Source organism: Arthrobacter gallicola (assembly GCF_014836775.1).
GTDB lineage: Bacteria > Actinomycetota > Actinomycetes > Actinomycetales > Micrococcaceae > Arthrobacter_B > Arthrobacter_B gallicola.
The window spans coordinates 1-21168 of sequence record NZ_JACSQD010000008.1; the positions used below are offsets into that span (position 1 = coordinate 1).

A 21168-nucleotide genomic window follows, 5' to 3' on the forward strand; every position below is an offset into this window, starting at 1 on the left:
TCGGGTGTGTGTGGTAACCACCAAATCTAAGAGGTCTTCACCTATTTCCCGTGTAACTAACGTGGTGTCTCAGTACAACTAGTCCGTCCCCGCCTACCCGATGTGGCCGTCCTCAAGCAGTTCGGTGACAAGGGCCGCGATGGGCGAACGCTCGGACCGGGTCAGCGTCATGTGGCCGAACAGCGGATGGCCCTTGAGGGTTTCCACCACGGCGGCAATCCCGTCATGGCGGCCTACCCGAAGATTGTCCCGCTGGGCGACGTCGTGGGTCAGAACCACTTTGGAGTTCTGTCCTATGCGTGAGAGCACGGTCAGCAGAACATTCTTTTCCAGCGACTGGGCCTCGTCCACAATCACGAAGGAATCATGCAGGGACCGTCCGCGGATGTGGGTCAGCGGCAGGACTTCCAGCATGCCCCGGTCCAGGATTTCCTCAACCACTTCCCGGGAGACCAGCGCCTCCAGGGTGTCGAAGACGGCCTGGCCCCAGGGCCCCATTTTCTCCGACTCGCTGCCGGGGAGGTATCCCAGTTCCTGGCCCCCAACCGCGTAGAGGGGACGGAACACCACCACTTTGCGGTGCTCCCGCCGCTCCAGCACCGCTTCCAGACCGGCGCACAGGGCAAGAGCCGACTTCCCCGTACCGGCACGTCCGCCCAGGGAGACAATTCCAACCTCCGGGTCCATCAGCAGGTCAATCGCGAGCCTCTGCTCGGCCGACCGCCCGTGCAGTCCGAAAACATCGCGGTCACCCCGGACCAGCCGCACCTGCTTATCGGCCCCCACACGGCCCAGGGCGGAGGACCGTCCCGCCAGCAGCACCAGGCCGGTGTTCACCGGCAGCTCCGCAGCCTCAGGAAGGAAGACCGGTTCATGGTCATACAGGGCATTGACCTCGGCGTCGCTGATTTCCAGTTCCATCAGCCCGGTCCACCCGGTATCGCGGACCAGTTCGTTCCGGTATTCGTCGGCGGTGAGCCCGACGGCCGCCGCTTTCACCCGCAGGGGCAGATCCTTGGACACGACTGTGATCAGGTGTCCCTCATCGGCCAGGCTGCGCGCGACGGCGAGAATCCGGCTGTCGTTGTCCGTCCCCCGGATCCCCATCGGCAGCACGTCCAGGCAGACATGGTTGACTTCCACGCGCAGGGTGCCGCCCGCATCGCCGATCGGCACGGGCCGGTCGAGGCCGCCGTGTTCCACCCGCAGGTCATCCAGGAGCCTCAGTGCGGCCCTGGCAAAGTAACCCAGTTCCGGATCGCTGCGTTTGCTTTCCAGTTCGCTGATAACCACCAGGGGCAGAATGACCTCGTGCTCAGCGAAACGCAGGATTGCCTTCGGATCCGAGAGCAGGACGGAGGTATCAAGCACAAACCCGGTCGGCTGTGCCGTTGGATCGGAGTGTGCGTGCGGAGAAGCATTGGTTACGGCCACTTGGAACTCCAGTCCGGGGCCGGTGACCCCGATTAGCTAGAAGCGTGGTTATCCGCAGGCCGGCACGGGAGGCCGCCTGAGGCCTCCCCGACACAGGAAGTGTGAACATCCGGCCTCCGGTTCCGTCAGCAGGGGGCTGATCGATACGACCAAGCTACGCCAGGCGCGGCTCCGCGGAACACAGTGACACGGCGCAGTTATTGCACTGTTCACTTAGCCGACTCTGCCGCGAAATCTATGAACCGAACCGGCGCTGACGGCTCGCGTAATCACGCAGGGCCCGGAGGAAGTCCACCCGGCGGAAGTCGGGCCACAGAGCTTCGCAGAAGTAGAACTCACTGTAGGCGCTCTGCCACATCAGGAAGCCGGACAGCCGCTGTTCACCGGAGGTCCGGATGACCAGTTCGGGATCCGGCTGGCCCCGGGTGTAAAGGTATTCGGAGATCTGTGCGTCACAGAGGTCTTCGGTGATCTCTTCGATCGGTTTGCCCTGCTTCTGGGCGTCGCGCAGCAGCTCCTTGACGGCGTCGACAATTTCCCGCCGCCCACCGTATCCGATCGCCACATTAACGTGCAGCCCTGCCGCCGAGGCTGTGCTCTCGCCCAGTCTGGCGAGCTGCTCCGAAAGCTCCGGAGGCAGAATCTCCAGGGCTCCCACAGGCTGGACCCGCAGGTCCCCCTTCTCGCCGAGGCGGTCCAGGGTGTTCGCAATGATGCCCAGGAGCGGTTCCAGTTCGTCCGGGTCGCGGTTAAGGTTGTCAGTGGAGAGCATATAGAGCGTCACCACCCGGACACCGAGCTCCTCACACCAGCCCAGGAACTCCAGAATTTTGTCTGCGCCGGCCTGGTGCCCGTCGGCAGTAGGTGCACCGGCAAGCCTCGCCCAGCGGCGGTTCCCGTCAACCATCACCCCGATGTGCCGGGGGATTGCGTCCTTCGCCAGGCTGCGCCGCAGCTTCCGCTCGTAATAGGCGTAGACGACGCCGGGAAACCGCACGGGTGATTCACCTGCCTCTTGTGTGTTGGGGATCCGCCGGAACGCGGAATCTGCTTGTTCAAGGCTACCGTGCGGCGCCGCCCCTGCCGTTCAGGACCGGCGCCAGGCTTCCCTACTGCTTAGTAACCTACCGGGCCGTAAGTTAGGATTGTGGGCATGACTTTCTCCTCGCGGCGCGGGCCGGTCCAGCAGGATCCGGACTCCCGTCCAACCCCGGGACCCCTCGAATCGGCAGTCGAATCGGCGGCAGCCGCACTGGAAATCAAACCGCGTCTGCGCGGCTGGCTCCACGCCGGTGCCGCGCCCTTCGCCTTGGCTGCAGGCATTGTGCTGGTGGTCCTGGCCCCCACAACGGGCACCCGCATTGCCTCCGCAGTTTACGCGCTGACCGGGATTCTGCTGTTCGGTGTCTCGGCCGTCTACCACCGGGGGAACTGGAGCCCGCCCGTGAAGCGGATCCTCAAACGCCTGGACCACACCAACATCATGCTGGTCATTGCCGGCTCCTACACACCCTTGGCCTGGTCTCTGCTGCCCCGGGACACAGCGGTGGTGCTGCTGTGGATTATCTGGTCCGGTGCCGTCGCAGGCGTGGCATTCCGCCTGGTCTGGCTGAATGCTCCCCGCTGGCTGTACACGCCGGTTTATATTGCCTTGGGGCTGGCCGCGGTTTTCTACATTCCGGACTTCTGGTCAGTCAACGCCGCTGTCGCCATCCTGGTGATCACCGGCGGGGCCGCCTACATCGCCGGTGCCATCATCTATGCGCTGAAGCGCCCCAACCCGTCGGTAGCCTGGTTTGGTTTCCACGAGATTTTCCATGCCTTCACGCTGGTGGGCTTTGCCTGCCATTATGCGGCCATTCTCATCGCAGTGCTGTCAGTTCAGAGTTAGCCAGTTCAGGGTTAGCCGGCATGCCCCGCGGTTTGGAGCTGCTCCCGGAGCTCTTCGGCGGTGCTTACGGGGCGGCGGCAGACCATGCCGCGGCACACGTACGCCAGCGCCGGCTGTTCAGTGTCCCGTCCGGCCAGCAGCGGGACCGGGCCGGAGGGCCCGTGGGCGATGACCAGTGACGGCCCGCCCGCATCCCGTCCGGCAGTGAGCAGTCCGGCCACGGCCGCGGGATCGGCACCGGTGACCGCCAGCTCCACCGGCCCGTCCTGAAGCGCCTGCTGCACCGACAGTGCCCAGCCCACTGCCTGCGGAGCGGCCGGCCCGGCACGCCGCACATGTGCGGTCAACGCTTCAGCCAGAGCACGGCGGCGCATTGACCCGCTGTACGCCGAAGACGTCAGCAGCACTCCGGCGAACAGGGCAGCACCACTGGGAACTGCATCGTCCAGCGGATTGGCAGCCGTAACGCCGCCCTGGGCCTGCCGGATCTCGGCTGGCTCAGCCGCGGTATCCGAAAGCGTGCCCCCGGTCAGGAACCGGCTGCAGGCTGCCGCCACCAGAGACTCGGCGCCGTCGTACCAGCGCGGGTCCCCGGTGGCTGCATACAGCGCAAAAAGTCCCTCGGCTGCCCCGGCGTAATCTTCCAGCAGGCCTTCGATCCCCTGCGCTGCGCCGTCGTGGGATACCCGGTACAGGACCGTGCCGTCCCATTGGACCCGCAGCAGGTACTCCGCCGCTGCTTCCGCGGCCTCGAGGATCCATGGTTCCGGACGGCCGGCGTCGGTCAGGGCGGTGGCTGCATCCGCCAAACCGGCAATCGTCAGGCCATTCCAGCCGGCCACCACCTTCTCGTCCCGGTCCGGCTGCGGCCGCTGCTCCCGGACCCGGGCCAGGGCCGTCCTGGCCTCGTCCCACACAGCGGCCTGGTCTGCATCCGGGACAGCTGCCAGGCGGAGGGTGCTGCCGGGCAGCCGGTGGGAGGCGCCGTCGTCGGCATCCGTATCCAGCAGGTCCAGGGCAGGACTGCCGGGCCCGAGGGCGGCTTCAAGTTCGGCACGGGTGAACACGTACGTCGCGCCCTCGACGCGGTGGCCGCTCACCTCGGTGTCAGCGTCCAGCGAGGACGCGAAGGCACCGCCGGGAAGCACCATCCGTTTGGTCAGCCACTGTCCGGTCTCCCGCGTGACCCGCAGGGCGAGGCGGCGGTGGTCCGGATCTGGTTCTGTCCGGGAATAGTGTGCATACAGCCGGAGCAGCTGCGCGTTGTCGTAGAGCATCTTCTCGAAGTGCGGGACCTGCCAGCGGCGGTCCACCGCGTATCGGGCAAACCCGCCTTCGACCTGGTCGTAGAGGCCGCCGAGCGCCATGGCGGTCAGGGTGCGGGCAGCCAGCCTGGCCGCGGCGGGAGCGGTGTCAGCGCTGCTGTGTCCGTGCGCGAGCAGGAAACGCAGAACCGGTGACGGCGGGAATTTCGGGGCTCCCCCGAATCCGCCGAAGTCAGTGTCTTCGTTGTGGGACAGGACGCCGACGGCGGCGCTCAGCGCTTCGGCGGCCCAGCCGCCGCCGGTCTCTGGACCGGCAGCACCGGCGAGGCTTCCCAGCAGCTGCCGGTTGGCGAGCTGGCCGGCAGCCAGATGCGCAGCGATCTGGGCCGCGCTTTCCTCAACGTCCTCCCGCCGGCCGGTCCAGGCCGTGAGCACTGCGTCGAGCACCTGCCGGAAAGAGGGAGTCCCCTGCAGCGGCTGCGGCGGGAAGTAGGTGCCGGCATAGTAGGTGCGTCCGTCCGGAAGCGTGAAGACGCTCATCGGCCATCCGCCCTGCCCGGTGAGCGCCTGGGTGGCTGCCATATACGCCGCGTCGACCTCGGGGCGTTCTTCCCGGTCCACCTTGATGCTGACGAAGTTCTCGTTCAGTATCCGGGCGGTCTCCGGGTCCTCGAAGGACTCGTGGGCCATCACGTGGCACCAGTGGCAGGCGGCGTACCCAATCGAAATAAAAACAGGAACATCCCGGCGGCGGGCTTCAGCGAACGCTTCGTCGCCGAAGGGCCACCAGTCAACCGGGTTGCCGGCATGCTGGCGGAGATAGGCCGACGCTTGGTTCCGCAGCCTCTCCGCCATGCGGTTTACCCGTCCGTTCCCGGACGCTTACCGGCCGTTTCGCCGGCGTCGACAGGCGCCGCCGCGGGCTCTGCTTCATTAGCTGCAACGGCAGGGACGGCGGTAGCACCGTCCGCAGCTGCCAGCTGGGCTTCAGCCGCCTGGGACCGGTAACGGACCCGGCGGATCCGCTTGACCATGTCGCGGATCAGGAACACCACGCACAGGGCAAGGAACAGTGTTGCAAGGAAGCCCAGGAGACCGGGCGTAATGTCCCCCTCTTCCAGACCAGGCTTCAGATCCCCCTCAATCGGGGCGGGATTGACCGTCAGGTACACGCTGTACAGCAGGTTCACGAAGTATCTCTCTCTTGGCAGAAGCCGGCACGCAAAGGCCGTATCTACCCTCTATCGTATGCCAGCGAAGAGGTCGGTTTCAGGTACGGAGGACGGCACACGGGATTCCACCAGTGAATAGTCCTCCCAGGGCCAGACCTCCCGCTGCAGATCGGTGCTCACCGCGAAGAAGAATCCCTCCGGGTCCACCTGGGTGCGGTGTGCTTTCAGGGCTGCGTCCCGCACCGGGAAGAAGTCTCCGCATTCCACCTGGGTGGTGGTGGGGTGAAGGGGCGGCGGCGGCTGGTGTCCTTCCGGCTCTGCTTCCAGCCAGGCTGCGAGGCGTTCCGCGTAGGGAGATTCCAGTCCGGCCTGGATCAGCGCATCATGCAGGGCGCGGAACCGTTCCGGGTTGAAGCCGCGGTCGTAGTAGAGCTTCAGGGGCTCCCACGCGGCTCCGGTACCCGGGTAAGCCAGCGGGTCCCCGGCGGCGCGGAAGGCCTCGACTGCGATCCGGTGGGCCATGATGTGATCGGGGTGCGGATAACCGCCGTTTTCGTCGTAGCTGATGATGACGTGCGGACGGAACTCGCGGACGAGCTTCACCAGCGGCGCCGCAGCGGTCTGCAGCGGACGGAGCGCGAAGCAGCCTGCCGGGAGGTCCGGCAGCGGGTCACCCTCAGGCAGCCCGGAGTCCATAAAACCCAGCCAGCGGTGCTCTATGCCCAGGGCTTCCTTCGACGCCGCCATTTCGCTGCGCCGCAGTCCGGCCAGGTCCCGCTTGGCCGCGGGCTCGTCGTCCACAGCGGGGTTCAGCACGTCACCGCGTTCGCCTCCGGTGCAGGTGGCGACCATAACCTTCACTCCGGACGCGGCGTAGGACGCCATAGTGGCTGCACCCTTGCTGGCCTCGTCATCGGGGTGGGCGTGGACAGCCAGCAGGCGGAGTTCGCCGTCGGGCGCAAAACTCGGTGTGGTGGACAACGTGGTACTCCTGACGGTCGGCGGAAAATGGCCGACGAGAATGTTCGCTAAAATGAAGCGGTGAGCACTGAGGAAGGTACTGCCGGTCTGCCAGTTCCAGAGCGCCCCGCGGACGGATTTTCATCCACCCCAAGGTTAGCCAATCGCTACGGCACCCCCAAGCCCGGTCTGGGCCGGCGGGCCAAGGCCGTTATTGGCACCATTGCCGGGATTGCGGCCGTCGCTGCGGTGGCCTGGATGGCCATTCCCTCTGCGGCTGGGTCGATCACGCCGAAGGACGTGGGCTTCAGCATCACCGATGCCTCCACCGCGGTGGTGGACTTCAACGTGACCAAACCCTCGGATGCCACGGTCGACTGCGCGGTCCAGGTGCTCAATGACAGCTATGCGGTGGTCGGCTGGAAGACCGTCCGGATTGGTCCGGCGGAGAAGGACACCGTCGCCCAGCGCACCAGCCTGCGCACCGACTCGCTCGGTGTCACCGGCGGGGTAAACAGCTGCTGGCTGGTCGAGGATGCACAGCTCTAGCCTCCGGGCACAATTAGCCGGAAAGCGAAACCCGCGGCGATGTCTTGGGTTTGTCCGTCCGGCTGACTAGTATGGAGGCTACGTAACGCCCCGCCCAGGTGACTGCCGGAACACCAGCCAGAGCAACCGGTCACCGTCCGGCGGGGTCTTTGCTTGTCAGGCCATCCCGGCCGCACAGCAATTTCAGCCAAGCCGAATCTGTTTTCCGTGGATTCGGATGTCATATAAGGAGAGACCCGTGTCTACCAACAGCGCATCTGTCGCCTGGCTCACGCAGGAGTCTTACGACCGCCTGAAGGCGGAACTGGACCATCTTTCGGGCCCGGGCCGGACCGAAATCGTTGCACGTATTGAACAGGCACGGTCCGAAGGCGATTTGAAGGAGAACGGTGGCTACCACGCTGCCAAGGAGGAGCAGGGCAAGGCTGAGGCCCGTATCCGCCAGCTGACCCAGCTCCTTCGCGACGCCCAGGTCGGCGAGGCCCCGGCTGACGACGGCGTCGTGGAACCGGGCATGCTGGTGGAAGCCAGGATCGCCGGGGACCTGGAGCGGTTCCTGCTCGGCAGCCGCGAAATCGCCGGGGACAGCGATATTGATGTCTACAGCGAGAAGTCGCCTCTGGGCGCTGCCATCTCCGGCTTGAAGACCGGTGACACCACTGAGTACATCGCGCCTAACGGCAAGAGCATCTCGGTCGAGATCGTCTCGGCGAAGCCTTACGCCGGCTAGTTTCACGCCGCCGTATCCGCAGCGGGTCCGCCTATGGGCGGGCCCGTTTCTGCGTCCGGATGCGTGGCACATCCCCGCGCCTGCGCAGCACCAGAGCCGCCGCCACGCCTCCGGCGGCTCCAAACAGATGCGCCTGCCAGGAAATGCCGGCCGCGGTCGGCAGAATCCCCCAGAGCAGCGACCCGTAAACCAGGAACAGGACTCCCCCGATCAGGATCTGCAGCAGGTCCCGGTTGTAGAAGCCCCGCACCATCAGGTAGGCGAACAGGCCAAAAACGACGCCGGAAATCCCGACGGTCAGTCCGCCGCCCAGCAGCCACACGCCGATCCCGGACGCCAGCCAGCAGATCGCGGCAACGGCGGCGAATCTCTTCACGCCTTCCAGGAGCACCAGGAACGCGAAGGCGAACAGCGGCAGGCTGTTGCTTAGCAGGTGTCCGGTTCCGGCGTGCAGCAGCGGCGCGAAAAGGATGCCGTCCAGTCCCTCAAGCTGCCGGGGAAGGATCCCCAGCAGCGGCAGCAGCGTGGTCTGGAAGGGGATGGTGAGGAAGTACACCACCCAGATCCCCGCCGTCAGGCAGGCGGAAACAAACAGCGCGCTCTTAGCTCGCCGGGCCAGCATCGGCTAGCCGTGCAGGACAACGGGATGGAAGCCTTCGGCCCGCAGGTTCTGCAGCACCTGTTCGCCGTGCTCGTGGCCCTTGGTTTCCATGTTGATGGTGATGGCGACATCTCCCATGCTGATCGATCCTCCAACCCGCGTATGGTCCACGCCGGTGACGTTGGCATCGGATTCGGCGATGATCCGCGAAATCGTGGCCAGCGAACCGGGGCGGTCATCCAGCAGGATCCGGACCACCAGGTACCGTCCGGCAGCCGCAAGGCCGCGCTGGATAACCTTCAGCATAAGCATCGGATCCACGTTTCCGCCCGAGAGGATCACGGCGGTGTTCCCGGGATTGACGATTTTTCCTTCCATGATGGCTGCAACGCCCACGGCGCCGGCCGGCTCCACGACCAGCTTGGCGCGTTCCAGCAGGAAGATCAGGGCGCGTGCCAGCGCGTCTTCGCTGACGGTCACGACGTCGTCCACCAGTTCACGGATGATGGAGAACGGCAGCTGGCCCGGCCGGCCCACGGCAATGCCGTCGGCGATCGTTGAGACCTTGCTTAGCGGCACCAGGGCATCGGCGGCCAGCGACGGCGGGTAGGCTGCGGCATTCTCGGCCTGGACTCCGATGATCCGGACCTCACGGCCCAGTTCCTTTGCCCGTGCCTTAATCGCGACGGCAACGCCGGCCAGCAGCCCCCCTCCGCCAACACCCATCAGGACGGTGTCGAGGGTGGGGATCTGCTCCAGCAGTTCCAGTCCCAGCGTTCCCTGCCCTGCGACGATGTCAACGTTGTCGAACGGATGGACAAACACGGCTCCGGTTTCGTCCGCGTAGCGCTGCGCCTCGGCCAGTGCCTCATCCACGTTGTGGCCGTGAAGCACCACTTCGGCGCCGTGCCCCTGGGTAGCGGCGAGCTTCGGCAGGGCGACGCCGAGCGGCATAAAGATCCGGGCCTTGATCCCCAGCCGGGCGGCGGCCACGGCCACACCCTGGGCGTGGTTGCCTGCGGAGGCCGCGACGACGCCCCTGGCCTTCTGTTCCTCGCTCAGCTTGGCCATGCGTACGTAGGCGCCGCGGACCTTGAAGGAACCGGCGCGCTGCAGGTTTTCACACTTGAGGAAAACGTCGGATCCGGTGATCCGTCCCAGCGCCCGTGACTGTTCAATCGGGGTGTGGGCAATTACCCCGTCCAGCAGCTTGGCTGCCGCCTGGACGTCGTCGAGGGTTACGGGCAGCTGGGGAAAATCGTTCAACGTTGGTTCTCTTCTTCGTTTGCTGTGGTTTGTTCGTCTGTTCCGCTGCCGGCGCGGGCTTCATCCAGGCTGCTGTCTTCGTTTTCTCCGGAGCTCTCCGGCGGCAACGCGCCCGGCGGTCCGAATGTAGCGTCACGGGACAGCAGGGGGTCCTGTTCCCACCGGCGGGCGGCTACGTAGCGGACCATCGAATTGAGGATCGCCAGCAGGGGCACGGAAAAGAGTGCCCCTGCGATCCCGGCGACCAGCGTTCCGCCGGTGACGGCGAGGATTACGGCCAGCGGGTGCAGGGCCACTGCCCGTCCCATGATCAGCGGCTGCAGGATGTGGGATTCGATCTGCTGGACCAGCAGGACGATGCCGAGCATGATCACCGCGTTGACCCATCCGTTCGCGACCAGCGCAAGCAGGATCGCGATCGATCCGGAGACAAAGGCGCCGATGAGCGGGATGAAGGATCCCAGGAACACCAGCACGGACAGCGGCAGTGCCAGCGGCACTCCGATGATCGCTGCGCCGACACCGATTCCGACGGCGTCGATAAACGCCACCAGCAGCTGCACGCGTACGTAGCTGGTCATGGATTCCCAGCCCCGGATCCCGGCTCCATAGGCAGCTGCCTGCGCCCGCCGCGGCATCAAGCCCGCGAGAAAACGCCAGATCCGGCGCCCGTCCAGCAGGAAGAACACCAGGGCAAAGAGGGTCAGCAGGACTCCGGCTGCGAAGTGTCCTGCACTGCTTCCCACGCTCAGCGCTCCGGAGAGGATGCTGGCGGAGTTCTGCTGCAGTGCCGAGGTGGCTTCGCCGAGGAGGCTGTCTATCTGCGTCGAGGTGACCCGCAGCGGTCCGGCCGCCAGCCATTCCTGGACCTGGTCAAAACCGGTGAGCACCTCGTCCCAAAGGTCCCGGAACCCCAGCGCCAGCTGCCTGCCGACCAGTGTGAGGGCAGCGACGATCAGTCCCAGGAAGGAGACGATCGTGACCGCCACGGCCAGCCCTGAGGGCACCTTGTTGCGGCGCAGCCAGGAGCTGATCGGTGAGAGCAGCCCGGCAAGCAGTGCCGCAACCATCAGCGGAATGATGAGCAGGGAGAAGTGGCTGAGGATCCAGAGCAGTCCGCCGCTGACTATCAGTACAACACCGAGCCGCCAGGCCCAGGAGGCACTGACGCGCAGCGCGTACGGAACATCATCTCCGGCACGGCTGGAGCGCACGGCGGCAGCCTGGACGGCCTTCGGCGCGGCTACCCGTCGGGCATGGGGTCTCATGGGGTCATCTTTCCATATTTGGGTGGGCAGTCCCTGACCTTTACGCGTTCAGGACTTCTACAGGCTGGCTCGGATTCCCCACTCGGCGCTGAAGTGTCCTCCCGGTTCCAGCCAGCGCAGCCCATCGCCTGAATTCAGTGCGTTGGCCGGGGCGGTCATGGGTTCCAGTGCCACCGCGCACCTGCGTCCGGGGAACTTATCCGTCACGAAGACGTGCACATAACCGAAGTCGGTGTCCGACCACAGCTGCACCGTGCGTCCGTCCTCGGCGGTGAGCACGTGCCGGTATTTGCCGCCGCGTTCGGTCAGGCCGGTGTAGGCAGCATCCAGTGCGAGCGAGCCGATCTTCCTGGGCTCCCGCAGATCGCGGACCCCGCTCACGGGGACCTGCCCGGTCGGGATCAGCGCCTCGTTGGCTGTGAGGATCTCGGCAGCCTCGACCTGCAGTGCCAGCTCTTCGGTGGGGACCTCCCCCAGCCGCAGGAAGGGGTGTGCGCCGAGCGCAAAGGGCGCCCGGGAGCCGGAAAGGTTGGTCAGCGACTGGCGGACCCGGAGCCCTCCATCCGCGTCAAGACTGTAGCGGACCTCGTGGACCAGGTGGAAGGGATACCCGTGCTGGGGATAAATCGCGGCGGCCAGCCGGACGCTGTCTGCCGTTTGCTCCACGGCTTGGTAGCCGGTGTTGCGCAACAGGCCATGGATCGCATTGCCGTGGGACGGGTCGGTGATATCAAGCTGCTGCGGCTGCCCGTCGAGTTCCCAGCTCCCTCCTGCGACCCGGTTGGGCCAGGGGGCGAGCAGGATGCCGGCCGCATACGGCGGAACGGCGTCGTCAGGGTAGGTTTCCACCAGCTGGGTTCCGCCGACCGTGTAGCTGCGCAGGGCCCCGGCCAGGGCGGCCACAACGACGGCGGCGCTGCCTTGGGTGAGCCGGAACTGTTCGCCGGTGGCAGGCTGGAGCATGTTGTTCACGGTTGTCATGGTTCCAGACTAGTCCCGGTGCGGGGCCGGTGGCCGGTGCGGCTATTCGTCGAAGTGCGTACTGACCCGTTCACTGACTGCAGCCACAACGCCTGCCGCGACACTGCGGATTTTCACGTTCCGGGTGTTGGACACGCTGCGCAGGATCTCCACCGCTGCCTGCTGGCTGCAGCCGTTCTGGCCCATGATGATGCCGACGGCGAGGTCCACCACGGTCCGTGATTCCAGGGCCGCCTGGAGGTTGCGCGCGCGGTGGAGATGCGCATCGATCCGCAGGGCCAGCCGCAGGGTCCGGGAGGCTTCGTCGGCCACCTTTTCGACTCTCCGCAGAACCTGCGGCGCGAAGAGGTGCGGGCGCGGGGAATAGGTGCAGAGGGCACCCCGGGAGTTCCCCTCCAATGCCAGCGGAACGGCAGCCAGGGAACGCAGTCCCTCTGCGGCAGCCGGCCCCGGGAATCCGCGCCAGTGGGTTTCCGACCAGGCATCAGTGATGGCCACGGACTGGTTTTCGGCCAGGGCCGCCAGCCCGGGTCCGCCGCTGCCGAAGGCGGCCGCTGCCATCCGGTGCGAGCGTTCGTCGCTGTCCGCTGCTGCTCTGGCACGGCGGGCCCGTTCGATAACCACCGAACACCCGTGCACTCCGTCTGCTTCCAGGATGCCAGCGGCCAGCTGCGCCAGTCCGGCCAGGAAGGCTTCCAGTTCCTCGGCACCCAGCAGCAGGTCCTGAAAGGCCGCGGCCCGGTCAGTAAGTTCCTCGGTCACTGCTCCCCCTCGGTCAATGGCCCCGATAGTACGGTTGACCGCCGCTGCGCAGAAGCGTAATTCCCGCTTAAAGAACCGCGGGACCGCAGCTTGGCAGCTGCGGTCCCGCGGTTGATGCTGGAGGCTGAACGCTACTCTGCAGTGGCCCGCAGGATGGCGAGGATGCGGATGATCTCCACATAGAGCCAGACCAGGGTCACGGTCAGGCCGAAGGCAGCGGTCCAGGAGTAGCGCTGCGGGGCGCCGGCCTTGACGCCCTGCTCAATGGAGGTGAAGTCCATGATCAGCGAGAAGGCGGCCAGGCCCACGGCGAGCAGGCCGATGATGACGCCCAGCGGGATGCCGGCGATTTCCACACCGCGCACACCCCAGGGGTCATCGACAACACCGAAGATCATCAGGCCCATGTTCATCAGCGAGAACACCAGGTAGCCGATCATGGCGATCATAAAGAAACGCATGGCCTTCGGAGTGGCACGGACCTTGCCGCTCTTGAACAGCACCAGGGTCACGGCAAAGACGGCCAGGGTGCCAAGCACTGCCTGCAGGCCGATTCCCGGGTACATGGCGTCGAGGACCTGGGTCAGCGCGCCCAGGAACATGCCCTCAAGAAGTGCGTAACCAAGAATGAGCGCCGGGACAGGTTCCCGCTTGAACGAGTTGACCAGGCCGAGGGCGAAACCGCCCAATGCACCCACGATCATCAGCAGGCCAGCCGCCCCGGGGAGGACGAACACCGGAATGGCAGCGCCAAGCAGTACGACGGCCAGGCAGCCCAGCGTCTTCATGATGACGTCGTCATATGTCATCCGGCCGGTCTGGGCCGGTCCGGCCGAGGGTGCGGCGTACAGGTCCTGGAGCTGCTGCGGGCTCATGGGGTCCTGCCCTGCAAACGGTCCACTGGCCGGTACTGTGGCTGCTCCGCCACGGGTCTGGGAACGGAAATTCTTTCCGTTGAAAACCGGGTTACCGCCTTGTGCCATGAAAATGTCCTCCATCTTGGGGGCTTGGTTGTAAATGAGCCTACCAACCAGAACGTACGGGGGCACCGGATGATTCCGCAGAGGCAAAAATCAGTTGATAACGGTTTGGCACCATTGGGCCCGCTTCCGGTCTCCGGCTTCCATAATGAAGCACCCCCGGCGGAGTCGTTACAGGATCGCGATAAAAGGTCACCAATCCGGTCACTCCACTGAAACATCCGCCGGGTAGCATGATCCACACTCGTGACATACATCACATTGGTCACATAAATAGTGCGCCGAAAACCGACGCACTAATACCCCCGGCGGAGGTAATGCACTTTGGGACGAATATCGGCACTCGCCCGGTATATGGGGACACTCGCGGCGGTGGTCGGCATCTTTGCCGGTCTCCTGCTCGCTGCCCCGGCCGCGCATGCAACGACAGCTCCACCCGCAGCATCAGAAAGCCCCGCAGCCGTAACGGAAACCGGAGAATCCGAAAGCCCCGGCGGCAGCGTCACGGACGGTGCTGAATTCCAGAACCGCATCAGCGGTGTCCTGCGGAACGCGGGCTCCCCGGTCTCCGGAGTCACGATCAAGGCGAGCGCCAACGGCTATGAAGCCCAGACGCAGACGGCCGAGAACGGCTCCTGGTCCATCGGGGTCCCGGAACAGGGCGCCTACGAGGTGGAACTCGATGAGTCCACGCTCCCCGAGGGGCTTGGCCTGGCGGATGGGCAGGAGAACCCCCGCACGGTGACGTTCGCCGGCACCTCCAACATCACCACCCTCTTCCTCCTGGGCGAAGGCATCGTCCTCCAGGGAGACAGCTTCGGCACCAAGCTCGTTGAGCGTGCCGTGGCCGGACTCAGTTTCGGACTCCTGCTCGCGCTCAGCGCCGTCGGACTCTCCCTGATCTTCGGCACCACCGGGCTCACTAACTTTGCGCATGGAGAAATGGTCACCTTCGGTGCGGTGCTGGCCTTCGCCTTCTCAGCCGCCGGCCTGCCGCTGTGGCTGGCCCTCATACTCGCCGTTGCCGGCGGTGCCGGCCTGGGCTACGTCCAGGACGCCGGGTTGTGGAAACCGCTGCGGATGCGCGGCACCGGCCTGGTCCCGATGATGATCGTCAGCATCGGGCTCGCACTGGCCCTGCGCTACACGATCCTCTTCTTCTTCGGCGGGGCAACCCAGCAGCTGCCCGACTCGCAGAGTCCCATGCTGGAACTGGGCCCGGTTTCAATCTCCCGCAACAACCTGGTGTCACTGTGCGTGTCCCTGGCCGTCATCCTTGTGGTCGCAGCCCTGCTGCTGCGGACTCGGATCGGCAAGGCTACCCGGGCAGTGGCTGACAACCCGCCGCTGGCAGCTGCCTCCGGCATCGACGTCGACCGGGTCATCCGGATCGTCTGGATGGCCGGCGGAGCACTGGCTGCGCTGGGCGGAATTCTCTGGGCGTACTACCGTCCCGGGGTTTCCTTCAACATGGGGCAGCAGATCCTCCTGCTGATCTTTGCCTCTGTCACCCTCGGGGGCCTCGGCACGGTCTTCGGCGCGCTGATCGGTTCCATCATTGTGGGACTTTTCGTGGAGATCTCCACGCTCTGGCTCGAGGCGGACCTGAAGTATGTCGGTGCGCTGCTCATCATGATTCTCGTCCTCCTGGTCCGGCCGCAGGGCATCCTCGGCCGCCGAGAGCGCATAGGTTAGGGGCTTCGACATGGACTTCGGAAACATACTGCTGGGCGCAGTCAACGAATTCTTCACGCCCACCACGGCGGCCTACGCATTGGCCGCACTGGGTCTCGCCGTGCACTTCGGCTACACCGGGCTGCTGAACTTTGGCCAGGCCGGCTTTATGGCGATTGGCGCCTACGGCTTCGCCATCCCCACGCTGAGCTTTAACGCTCCGCTGCCGGTGGCCCTGCTGATCGCCATGCTGGCGTCCGTGGCGTTCGCCGTCATCCTGGGCCTGCCTACCCTGCGGCTGCGGGCGGACTATCTGGCGATCGTGACGATCGCCGCTGCGGAGATCGTCCGCTACATCGTGACCACCAACGGGCTGACAGAAGTCACCGGATCGGCCAACGGCCTGGCGTCCTTCGAAGGCGGTTTCTATGCGCTGAACCCGTTCCCCCCGGGCGTCTACGCGCTGGGGCCGTTCAGCCTCAACGAACGCGACCTCTGGATCCGGGTGGTGGCCTGGGGTGTCGTCGCCCTGGCCTGCCTGGTGGTCTGGCTCCTGGTGCGCAGCCCCTGGGGCCGAGTGGTCAAGGGCATCCGTGAAGACGAGAATGCTGTCCGTTCGCTGGGCAAAAACGTTTACGCGTACAAGATGCAGGCGCTGATCATCGGCGGCCTGCTCGGCTCGCTGGCGGGCATCATCTTCACGCTCCCCCGCGGCGCTGTCCAGCCTGCAAATTACGGCACAGAGCTGACGTTCTTCCTCTATACGGCCCTGCTGCTGGGCGGGATGTCCACGGTGCTCGGGCCGGTGATCGGCGCCATGATTTTCTGGGCCGTGCTCTCCCTCACCCAGGGGCTGCTGTATGGCGCCATCGAGTCCGGGTTCATCACTTTCCTGACCACTACCCAGGCCGGCCAGCTGCGCTACATCCTTGTAGGTGTGGCGCTGATGCTGCTGATGATCTTCCGGCCGCAGGGCGTGCTGGGCAATAAGAAGGAGCTGTCATTCGCATGAGCCATGAAGCACAAAGCCCCAGGCCAAAACGCCGCTCCGGCGCCCACGCCGCTGCACCCGCTGTGGACGACGTGCAGCCGGCGGCTGAGACCAGTCCGGAGGAAAGCTGGGCCGGTAATCAGTACATGGTCGATGACCGTCCCATCTCCACCGATGCCGCGGTGCCCGGCTGCCGCAAGCGCGACCCGATCCTGGTCGCCTCCAACGTGACCCGGACCTACGGCGGTATTCACGCCGTCAACGTTGAGCATGTGGAGATTCCCCGCCACAAGATCACCGCACTGATCGGCCCCAACGGTGCCGGCAAAACCACCCTCTTCAACCTCCTGACCGGGTTCGACACCCCGCAGTCCGGAGAGTGGAAGTTCGAGGACCGGGACCTTGCCGGAGTGTCTGCCTACAAGGTGGCCCGCCTGGGCATGGTGCGCACCTTCCAGCTGACCAAGGTGATGGGAAAGCTGACCGTTCTGGAGAACATGCGGCTCGGCGCCAACAAGCAGCCGGGAGAGGCACTGCGGCGGGCCCTGTTCCGACCGTTGTGGAGGGGCCGGGAAGACGAAATCACCGAACAGGCAGACCGTCTGCTGGCCAAGTTCAAACTGGACACCAAGCGCACGGAGTACGCGGCGTCGCTGTCCGGGGGTCAGCGCAAGCTGCTGGAGATGGCACGCGCGCTGATGGTCAATCCCAAGCTGGTGATGCTCGATGAGCCGATGGCCGGAGTGAATCCCGCCCTGACCCAGTCACTGCTCGATCACATCAAGAACCTGAAAGCCGAAGGCATGACGGTCCTGTTTGTGGAGCACGACATGCATATGGTCCGCCACATCGCCGACTGGGTGATCGTGATGGCCGAAGGCAAGGTCGTCGCAGAAGGCCCGCCCGGTGACGTTATGAAGGACCAAGCGGTCATCGACGCCTACCTGGGTGCCCACCACGACGTCGACCTGGGTGATTCCGAAGGCTTCGAGAAGCTCGAGGCCGTCCTTGAGAAGGACCCCGGGTCGGATATCCAGCCCGAAGATGACCTGTCCAGTCCCACAATCCACGAACGTAAGGACCTGGCATGAGCGCAGAGAACTTCGAGGGCGATTCTGTCGTCAAGGTTACTGATCTGGTGGCCGGATACATTCCGGGTGTCAACATTCTGAACGGCTGCTCGATCGAAGCCCGCAGGGGCGAACTGATCGGCATCATCGGGCCCAACGGTGCCGGGAAGTCCACCCTGCTGAAGGCGATGTTTGGGCTGGTCAAAGTGCATTCGGGCACGGTCATGGTCCGCGGCCAGGACCTGACCGGTTTGAAAGCCAACAAGCTCGTTACCCGGGGCGTGGGATTTGTTCCGCAGAACAACAACGTTTTCGCCTCGCTGACCATCGAAGAGAACCTGCAGATGGGCCTCTATCAGCAGCCGAAGAACTTCCGGGAACGCTTCGAGTTCGTCGCGGACCTGTTCCCGGAGCTGAAGAAGCGCCGGAGCCAGCGGGCAGGGTCGCTCTCCGGCGGTGAGCGGCAGATGGTGGCGATGGGACGGGCGCTAATGATGGAACCGGCGGTGCTCCTCCTCGATGAGCCCTCTGCCGGCCTGTCCCCGGTGAAGCAGGATGAGACGTTTCTGCGCGTCCACGAAATCAACCGGGCCGGTGTGTCAGTGATCATGGTGGAGCAGAACGCACGCCGCTGCCTGCAGATCTGTGACCGAGCCTATGTCCTGGACCAGGGCAAGGATGCCTACACCGGCACCGGCCGGGAACTGATGAAGGATCCCAAGGTCATTCAGCTCTATCTGGGCACCCTGGCCGACACCGCCTGATCCCCGCCGGGGCCGGGCCGGGCCGGACCGGGCCGGTGCCGGGCCGCGGGGAGGCGCCGGGGCTTGCCCGGTCTTGCCGTTCGACTCCGGGCAACCGGGCTCCGGCGCCTGCCCAGGAGGCTGGTCTGAAGGCTGCCGATCCGGGGTCGGGCGTGGTTTCTCCGTTCTGGGAAAGCCCGCTGGAAGGATCCCGTTTCCCTCCCTTCTGGGGCAAAGCCGCCGGTTTGGGTCTCATTACCCTCCGTTCTGGGATAACCCTGCCAGTTTGGGACTTTCCTGCCGTGGCGCCGCGGCAGGAAAGTCCCAAACCGGCAGGAAATTCCCAAAGTGGAGGGATTCTGCACCGGCACCGCCGCAGCGCCTTCCTCCGACCGAAGGGAACCTTGGCTCTAGGAACACCAGTAGGGTCTGCTTCACCATTTGTAGTGCAGGGCTCAGCGAGTTGCAGGGCAGGGCTCAGCGGGCGGCACACCCGAAGGAGGAATAGGCATGCGCACCTCAACAGCCCGGATCTGGCAGGTCGTCCACTCGGAACGAAGACGGCTCGCCGCGGATCTCAGCAGCCTGCCCGCTGACCAGTGGCGTGTGCCCTCGCTGTGCCCCGGCTGGGATGTCCATGATGTACTGGCTCATTTGCTGGACACGGCGATGACCAGCCGGCTCTCCTTTGCCCGGGGACTGCTGGCGGCGCGTCTGGACTTCGACCGCGCAAACGAGAACGGAATCGCCAAACACAAGCACCAGGATCCGCAGCACACGCTCGAGGCGTTCAAAGCTGCCGCAGACCTTACCCGGACACCGCCGGCCAGCCCGGCGACCCGTCTGGTGGAAGCCATCGTGCACGGCGAGGACATCCGCCAGCCCCTGGGCATCACCGGCACCTACCCGGAACCAGCGGTTGCGCAGGCTCTGGCCTACCAACTGCGTACTCCGGGCTCCTTTGGCGGCGGGCGCGAGCGGGCTGCAGGCCTGCAGCTTCTCGACCGGAGCACCGGGAGGTCCTGGGGCCAGGGCGAGGTAGTCGAAGCCGAGGCCATCAATTTGCTGCTCGCAGTTTCCGGCCGCCCGGTAGCCCGGGAAAGATTCACGGGAAGCGGAGCCTCGCACCTGGCCAGTAGTCCAGCAACACCGGTGGCACGCGATGCAGCTAAGACCCGCCAACGCTCTACCAACAAGAAGGGGACCAGCCGGCCGGAGTAGGTGCCCGACGGTTGCGTACGCGTCATTCGAGGGTCTGGCGGCAGAGTGACCCGAGACTAAGGGCCCAACGGACGCATACACATACACACAAGGAAGGGTTCCCGCCGCGGCGGGAACCCTTCCTTTCTGAGGGTGCAGTTCTTGGCGTAGTGAATTTCCGGTTCGGTTAGGGGTTCGCGCTTACAGCTTGCCCACTTCGGAGCGGCTCGGCACCGGCTTGTTGTCGGCGTCGAACTGGTAGATCCCGATGAACGCCTCCGTCGGATCGCCATTCTCGTCGAAGCTCACAGGACCGGAGTAGCCGTCGTAGTCGATGTCTCCCCCGCCGCGCAGGATCGTGACGCAGCTGGCGTAGTCGAAGCACTTCTCGCCCTCCTGCGAAACTCCCTGAAGCTCTGCGGCCATCGCCTTGCCGTCCGTGCTGCCCGCAGCTTCAGCAGCCAGTGCCAGCAGGGTCACGGCGTCGTAGCTTTCACCGGCGTAGGCCCAGTCCTTCAGTGCCGGGTCAACTTCCAGCAGGGCGTTCTTGAAGTTCTCCGAGGCGAACGGCCCCGGAATGGTGCCCTGGGCACCTTCGAGCGTGCCGGCTTCGAGGTCCTCGCTGTAGTCGGAGGTGTTGCCGTCCACGAAGAAGATCTGCGACGGGTCCACTCCCTTGCCGGTGAGCAGCGGTGCGATGCTCTTGGCCTGGTCGAAGCTGATGACCACAATCGCGTCCGGGTTGGCACCGGTCACGGCGTCAACCTGGCTGCTGAACTGGGAATCGCCTTCGTTGAACATCGCTTCGGAGACCACCTGGCCGCCGGCGGACTCAACGGAACTCTTGATGTTGGACTGCAGGCCGGTTCCGTAGGCGTCATTGAGGACGATCATGCCGACGGTCTGGGCGCCGCACTCCATGATGTAGTTGCCCAGGGTGCGGCCCTGGAGAACGTCGGAGGGGGCGGTGCGCCAGTACAGGCCGTTGTCGTCCCAGTCGGTGAAGTCAGGCGAGGTGTTGGCCGGAGAGAACTGAATGACGCCGGCACCGGTGATCTGGTTGATAACCGTCTTGGAGACGCCCGAGGAAGCGGCACCAATAACGGCGCTGACGTCCTGGCCCAGCAGGTCGGTCACGGACTGGGTGGCGATGTCGGTGGTGGTGTCGCCGGAGTCCCGATGCACTACTTCAACGGGCTGGCCCAGCACACCGCCGGAGGCGTTGATTTCCTGAACGGCCAGGTCGACGCCGGCGATTTCCGGCGGGCCCAGGAACGCGAGGGCGCCGGTGGTCGGCAGCAGGGTACCGAGTTTCAGCGGAGCGTCGGTGGTGCCGGTGGAGGCCGGAACGGCTGCGGGGTCGCCCTTTGCTCCGGGGTCCTCGCCTGTGCCGCCCTGGCTGGGCGGACAGCTCAGTACAGAGCTGGCAGCCGATGACGAAGATTCTTCAGATGGTGAGGACTCCGTTCCGGAGTCGCCGCCGCTGGCACAAGCCGATGCGAACAGGGCAATACCCATGCCCAGTGCTGCTATCTTTGCGGCGCGGCCATACCCGTCCCCCAGGCCAAGCGGCCCGGTATTGCGAAGTGCAGTCATGTACTTTTCTCCCCGATCGAAAGGCGGGTGCCTTT

The 21168-nt window shown here is 65.3% G+C and carries 20 protein-coding genes; 8 read left to right on the top strand and 12 right to left on the bottom strand.

Annotation, left to right across the window (positions count from 1 at the left end):
- Window positions 1-93: 93 nt before the first annotated feature.
- Together H9639_RS15335 and H9639_RS15340 are read right to left on the bottom strand one after the other, a co-directional pair.
- On the bottom strand, window positions 94-1434 hold the full coding sequence (locus H9639_RS15335; RefSeq protein WP_318242122.1) for a PhoH family protein: 1341 nt from the start codon (window positions 1432-1434) through the stop codon (window positions 94-96).
- 235 nt (window positions 1435-1669) lie between these two features.
- On the bottom strand, window positions 1670-2431 hold the full coding sequence (locus H9639_RS15340) for an isoprenyl transferase (protein WP_191808957.1): 762 nt from the start codon (window positions 2429-2431) through the stop codon (window positions 1670-1672).
- A 156-nt stretch (window positions 2432-2587) separates the two neighbouring features.
- On the opposite strand from H9639_RS15340, the gene trhA reads away from it, so the two are divergent.
- A complete protein-coding gene (trhA, locus tag H9639_RS15345; protein WP_191808958.1) occupies window positions 2588-3325 on the top strand; it encodes a PAQR family membrane homeostasis protein TrhA in 738 nt (245 codons plus the stop codon).
- A gap of 11 nt (window positions 3326-3336) precedes the next feature.
- Here the strand turns inward: trhA and H9639_RS15350 are convergent, their stop codons facing one another.
- Genes H9639_RS15350 through mca form a run of 3 tightly spaced genes read right to left on the bottom strand, consistent with a single transcriptional unit; the run spans window position 3337 to window position 6743 of the window.
- Window positions 3337-5445, bottom strand: a complete 2109-nt coding sequence (locus H9639_RS15350; RefSeq protein WP_191808959.1) for a thioredoxin domain-containing protein — start codon at window positions 5443-5445, stop codon at window positions 3337-3339.
- 5 nt (window positions 5446-5450) lie between these two features.
- Complete coding sequence (locus H9639_RS15355) at window positions 5451-5780, bottom strand: hypothetical protein (RefSeq protein ID WP_191808960.1); 330 nt, start codon at window positions 5778-5780, stop codon at window positions 5451-5453.
- A 51-nt stretch (window positions 5781-5831) separates the two neighbouring features.
- Window positions 5832-6743 (bottom strand): mycothiol conjugate amidase Mca, encoded by a 912-nt coding sequence (gene mca, locus H9639_RS15360; RefSeq protein ID WP_191808961.1) that lies wholly within the window; start codon window positions 6741-6743, stop codon window positions 5832-5834.
- 60 nt (window positions 6744-6803) lie between these two features.
- Here mca and H9639_RS15365 point away from each other — a divergent pair, with 60 nt between their 5' ends.
- The gene (locus H9639_RS15365; RefSeq protein ID WP_318242123.1) at window positions 6804-7271 is read left to right on the top strand and encodes a DUF4307 domain-containing protein; all 468 of its coding nucleotides are present in this window, start codon (window positions 6804-6806) and stop codon (window positions 7269-7271) included.
- A gap of 217 nt (window positions 7272-7488) precedes the next feature.
- Entirely contained in the window at window positions 7489-8001 is a 513-nt protein-coding gene (gene greA / locus H9639_RS15370; RefSeq protein WP_191808962.1) for a transcription elongation factor GreA, read from the top strand.
- A 31-nt stretch (window positions 8002-8032) separates the two neighbouring features.
- Here the strand turns inward: greA and H9639_RS15375 are convergent, their stop codons facing one another.
- The 6 genes from H9639_RS15375 to H9639_RS15400 form a co-directional block, all read right to left on the bottom strand.
- The gene (locus tag H9639_RS15375) at window positions 8033-8623 is read right to left on the bottom strand and encodes a rhomboid family intramembrane serine protease (protein WP_191808963.1); all 591 of its coding nucleotides are present in this window, start codon (window positions 8621-8623) and stop codon (window positions 8033-8035) included.
- A gap of 3 nt (window positions 8624-8626) precedes the next feature.
- Entirely contained in the window at window positions 8627-9868 is a 1242-nt protein-coding gene (gene ilvA / locus H9639_RS15380) for a threonine ammonia-lyase (RefSeq protein WP_191808964.1), read from the bottom strand.
- Window positions 9865-11136, bottom strand: coding sequence for an AI-2E family transporter (locus H9639_RS15385; protein ID WP_191808965.1), 1272 nt, complete (start codon window positions 11134-11136; stop codon window positions 9865-9867). The genes ilvA and H9639_RS15385 overlap by 4 nt, the downstream gene beginning before the upstream one ends.
- A gap of 57 nt (window positions 11137-11193) precedes the next feature.
- Entirely contained in the window at window positions 11194-12117 is a 924-nt protein-coding gene (locus H9639_RS15390; RefSeq protein WP_191808966.1) for an aldose 1-epimerase family protein, read from the bottom strand.
- A gap of 42 nt (window positions 12118-12159) precedes the next feature.
- Window positions 12160-12879 (bottom strand): GAF and ANTAR domain-containing protein, encoded by a 720-nt coding sequence (locus tag H9639_RS15395; protein WP_191808967.1) that lies wholly within the window; start codon window positions 12877-12879, stop codon window positions 12160-12162.
- Between the two features lie 131 nt (window positions 12880-13010).
- A complete protein-coding gene (locus H9639_RS15400) occupies window positions 13011-13862 on the bottom strand; it encodes a Bax inhibitor-1/YccA family protein (protein WP_191808968.1) in 852 nt (283 codons plus the stop codon).
- 351 nt (window positions 13863-14213) lie between these two features.
- Between H9639_RS15400 and H9639_RS15405 the strand changes: the two genes are divergently transcribed.
- The 5 genes from H9639_RS15405 (at window position 14214) to H9639_RS15425 (ending at window position 19558) form a co-directional block, all read left to right on the top strand.
- Window positions 14214-15554 (top strand): branched-chain amino acid ABC transporter permease, encoded by a 1341-nt coding sequence (locus H9639_RS15405; protein WP_191809120.1) that lies wholly within the window; start codon window positions 14214-14216, stop codon window positions 15552-15554.
- 10 nt (window positions 15555-15564) lie between these two features.
- Window positions 15565-16545 carry a branched-chain amino acid ABC transporter permease gene (locus tag H9639_RS15410; RefSeq protein ID WP_191808969.1) on the top strand — a complete coding sequence of 327 codons (981 nt, stop codon included), beginning with the start codon at window positions 15565-15567 and terminating at the stop codon, window positions 16543-16545.
- Window positions 16546-16670: 125 nt separating this feature from the next.
- A complete protein-coding gene (locus H9639_RS15415) occupies window positions 16671-17615 on the top strand; it encodes an ABC transporter ATP-binding protein (RefSeq protein WP_191809121.1) in 945 nt (314 codons plus the stop codon).
- A complete protein-coding gene (locus H9639_RS15420) occupies window positions 17612-18358 on the top strand; it encodes an ABC transporter ATP-binding protein (protein ID WP_191808970.1) in 747 nt (248 codons plus the stop codon). Before H9639_RS15415 ends, H9639_RS15420 begins: the two co-directional genes overlap by 4 nt.
- Window positions 18359-18847: 489 nt before the next feature.
- On the top strand, window positions 18848-19558 hold the full coding sequence (locus tag H9639_RS15425) for a maleylpyruvate isomerase family mycothiol-dependent enzyme (protein WP_191808971.1): 711 nt from the start codon (window positions 18848-18850) through the stop codon (window positions 19556-19558).
- Between the two features lie 180 nt (window positions 19559-19738).
- Here H9639_RS15425 and H9639_RS15430 read toward each other — a convergent pair whose 3' ends face one another.
- On the bottom strand, window positions 19739-21133 hold the full coding sequence (locus tag H9639_RS15430; protein WP_191808972.1) for an ABC transporter substrate-binding protein: 1395 nt from the start codon (window positions 21131-21133) through the stop codon (window positions 19739-19741).
- Window positions 21134-21168: the final 35 nt, after the last annotated feature.

Excerpts from the sequence above, each read along its gene's own strand:
- H9639_RS15390 (WP_191808966.1), bottom strand. The coding sequence starts at position 12,117 with ATGACAACCGTGAACAACATGCTCCAGCCTGCCACCGGCGAACAGTTC.
- H9639_RS15405 (WP_191809120.1), top strand. The coding sequence starts at position 14,214 with ATGGGGACACTCGCGGCGGTGGTCGGCATCTTTGCCGGTCTCCTGCTC.
- H9639_RS15375 (WP_191808963.1), bottom strand. The coding sequence starts at position 8,623 with ATGCTGGCCCGGCGAGCTAAGAGCGCGCTGTTTGTTTCCGCCTGCCTG.
- greA (WP_191808962.1), top strand. The coding sequence starts at position 7,489 with ATGTCATATAAGGAGAGACCCGTGTCTACCAACAGCGCATCTGTCGCC.
- trhA (WP_191808958.1), top strand. The coding sequence starts at position 2,588 with ATGACTTTCTCCTCGCGGCGCGGGCCGGTCCAGCAGGATCCGGACTCC.
- H9639_RS15400 (WP_191808968.1), bottom strand. The coding sequence starts at position 13,862 with ATGGCACAAGGCGGTAACCCGGTTTTCAACGGAAAGAATTTCCGTTCC.
- H9639_RS15385 (WP_191808965.1), bottom strand. The coding sequence starts at position 11,136 with ATGAGACCCCATGCCCGACGGGTAGCCGCGCCGAAGGCCGTCCAGGCT.
- H9639_RS15350 (WP_191808959.1), bottom strand. The coding sequence starts at position 5,445 with ATGGCGGAGAGGCTGCGGAACCAAGCGTCGGCCTATCTCCGCCAGCAT.
- H9639_RS15420 (WP_191808970.1), top strand. The coding sequence starts at position 17,612 with ATGAGCGCAGAGAACTTCGAGGGCGATTCTGTCGTCAAGGTTACTGAT.
- H9639_RS15410 (WP_191808969.1), top strand. The coding sequence starts at position 15,565 with ATGGACTTCGGAAACATACTGCTGGGCGCAGTCAACGAATTCTTCACG.
- H9639_RS15415 (WP_191809121.1), top strand. The coding sequence starts at position 16,671 with ATGGTCGATGACCGTCCCATCTCCACCGATGCCGCGGTGCCCGGCTGC.
- H9639_RS15425 (WP_191808971.1), top strand. The coding sequence starts at position 18,848 with ATGCGCACCTCAACAGCCCGGATCTGGCAGGTCGTCCACTCGGAACGA.
- H9639_RS15430 (WP_191808972.1), bottom strand. The coding sequence starts at position 21,133 with ATGACTGCACTTCGCAATACCGGGCCGCTTGGCCTGGGGGACGGGTAT.